The following is a 2,618-nucleotide window of genomic DNA, read 5'->3' as shown; positions in this document are numbered from 1 at the left end:
GCGTCCATGTCGGCGAGGCCGATGTGCGCGTCACCGGCGCGGTCTGCGGCCGTTCGGTGCTCGTCCAGTAAGTGGGCTGTCAGCCAATTCTCCCGACGAAGCAACCCACCGGCGGCAGCGCCAGCGCAATCTCTTCAAGAACCCCGCCAAGAACGCCTGCGACATCAACGGCAAGAGGCGTTATTTCGACATCCCTGATCCCCGCCGGCAGCGTCCAATTCGCGGGCTCAACGGCGAAGTTGAAGACGCATAACAATTTCTCGTCTTCGTGCTCGCGCACAAAAGCCAGCACATCGCCCTCGGCATCGAGAAAACGGATCGAGCCGCCGATCAGCGCCGGATGGCGCTTGCGCAAGGCCAGGATCGAGCGATAGGCGGCAAGCACGGAACCATCCTCGCCGTTCTGCACGTCAGCCGCGCGAGCGCGATGCGCCTGCGGCACCGGCAGCCAGGGCTTGGCGGTGGAGAAGCCGCCATTGTCGGCGCCTGCCTCCCAGACCATCGGCGTGCGGCAGCCGTCCCTGCCCTTCACGCCCGGCCAGAAGCGGATGCCCAACGGATCGCGCAGATCCTCATAGGCGAGCTCGGCTTCCTCCAGCCCAAGCTCTTCACCCTGGTAGATGCAGATCGAGCCGCGCAGCCAGGAAAGTAGCGTGATCGAGAATTTCGCCACCGTATCCGGATTGTCGCCGGGCCGCGTCCAGCGGCTGACATGGCGCACCACGTCGTGGTTGGAGAAGGCCCAGCAGACCCAGCCGTCGGCAACCGCGTTCTCAAAAGCCTCGACGCAGCCGCGCACGTGAGCGGCCGAGAATTGCGGACCGAGCAGGTCGAAGGTGTAGCACATCTGCAGCTTGTCACCGCCGGACGTGTAGGCGGCGAGCGTCTGCAGCGAGCGCTCCTCGTCGCCCACCTCGCCGACCGCGGCGCGGTCCGGGTACTCGTTAAGCAGCGCGCGGAAGCGTTTCAGGAAGTCGAGGTTTTCCGGCCGCGTCTTGTCGAACAGATGCTCCTGGAAGGCATAGGTGGTGGTCGCGCCGTTGGTGCCGGCGACGCTCGAAGCCAGCGGCGGGTTGTCGCGCAGCCAGCGGTCGTGGACATAGTAGTTGACCGTATCCAGCCGGAAGCCGTCGACGCCGCGCTCCAGCCAGAAGCGCACCGTATCCAGCAGCGCGTCCTGAACCTGCGGAGTGTGGAAGTTGAGGTCCGGCTGCGCCGCCAGGAAATTGTGCATGTAATATTGCCGGCGGGTCGCGTCCCATTCCCAGGCCGGCCCGCCGAACAGCGACAGCCAGTTGTTGGGCGCGCCGCCATCAGGCTTCGCATCGGCCCAGACATACCAGTCGGCCTTGGCGTTGTCGCGGCTGGCGCGGCTCTCGACGAACCATTCATGCCTGTCGGACGAATGCGAGATCACCTGGTCGATGATGAGCTTCAGGCCGAGCCGGTGCGCCTCGGCGACCAGCGCGTCGAAATCGTCCAGGGAGCCGAACATCGGATCGATGTCGCGATAGTCCGACACGTCATAGCCCATGTCGGCCATGGGTGACTTGAAGATGGGCGAAAGCCAGATGGCATCGACGCCAAGCGAGGCGACATGGGCAAGCCGCGACGTGATGCCCTTGAGATCGCCGCTGCCGTTGCCGGTCGTGTCCTGGAAGGAGCGCGGATAGATCTGATAGATCACGCAGCCGCGCCACCACTCGACGCCTCGCTCCGCATTTTCGCTAGCCATCAAGAACCCTTCCTGGCGCGGGTCTTCACCCGGCGCTCGATCATGAAATACACGCCGCGGCCAGGCAGCGGCCGCGCAAGATCGACCGGCTGTGTCTCGATCGCCGGTCGCCACTCGAACCCGTCCCGCGCCGGCAAGGTGAAGACACATTGGCGGCGGTCGCCGTTGACCATGACGGCAAGGCGTCCGTCTCTGCTATCGCCGAGCATCATGACGAAGCGATGTCGACCGGGATCGTTCCACTCGGCCTCGCCGAGCGGCGCGCCCGTCTCTGTCAGCCACTCGACGTCCGGGATGGCTGAGGCATAGGATGACTCCCCGGTGAGGAAATGCGTGTCCGACAGCGCCGGAAAGGCGCGGCGCATCGCGGAGAGAGCCGAAGCGTAGCACTCGAGCGCCTCATCTCGGCCGGCCCAATCGAGCCAGGTGATGGCGTTGTCCTGCGCATAGGCGTTGTTGTTGCCCTGCTGTGTGCGGCCGAACTCGTCGCCGGCGGTCAGCATGATCGTGCCGCGCGAGGCAAAGAGCGTCGCGAGCAGTGCGCATTGGTCGTTGAAGCGGGCCTTGGCGACCGTGGCGTCGTCCGTCTCGCCCTCGACGCCGTTGTTCCACGACAGGTTGTCGTCGTGACCGTCGCGGTTCTGCTCGCCATTGGCCGCGTTGTGCTTCTCCTCATAGGCAACGAGGTCGGCCAGCGTCATGCCGTCATGGGCGGCTATGAAATTGACGCTGCGGCTCACCGGCTGCCCTTCCCTGCCGAACACGTCGGACGAACCGGCAAGCCGCGTGGCCAAAGCGCTGATCGCGCCGGCGTCGCCACGCCAGAAGCGCCGGACGTCATCGCGGTAGCGGTCGTTCCATTCCAGATATGGCGGCCGGAAAT

At 65.3% G+C, this 2,618-nt stretch carries 1 protein-coding gene and 1 pseudogene; both read right to left on the bottom strand.

The genetic code is table 11. The features are described 5' to 3' along the window. Positions 1-79: 79 nt before the first annotated feature. Positions 80-1,735, bottom strand: a complete 1,656-nt coding sequence (locus EOA29_RS32415) for an alpha-glucosidase family protein (RefSeq protein WP_127222142.1) — start codon at positions 1,733-1,735, stop codon at positions 80-82. After that, positions 1,735-2,618: pseudogene (locus EOA29_RS32410) on the bottom strand (glycogen debranching enzyme GlgX); the annotation flags it as partial. The pseudogene EOA29_RS32410 and the gene EOA29_RS32415, both read right to left, overlap by 1 nt.

Origin of the sequence: Mesorhizobium sp. M1E.F.Ca.ET.063.01.1.1 (assembly GCF_003998155.1) — a bacterium.
Taxonomy (GTDB): Bacteria; Pseudomonadota; Alphaproteobacteria; order Rhizobiales; family Rhizobiaceae; genus Mesorhizobium.
Note: the sequence above shows the minus strand (reverse complement) of the source record. Positions and strands in the feature narration are given on the sequence as shown.

Bases quoted from the DNA above. Each gene is read 5' to 3' on its own strand.
- EOA29_RS32415 (WP_127222142.1), bottom strand. From the start codon at position 1,735: ATGGCTAGCGAAAATGCGGAGCGAGGCGTCGAGTGGTGGCGCGGCTGC.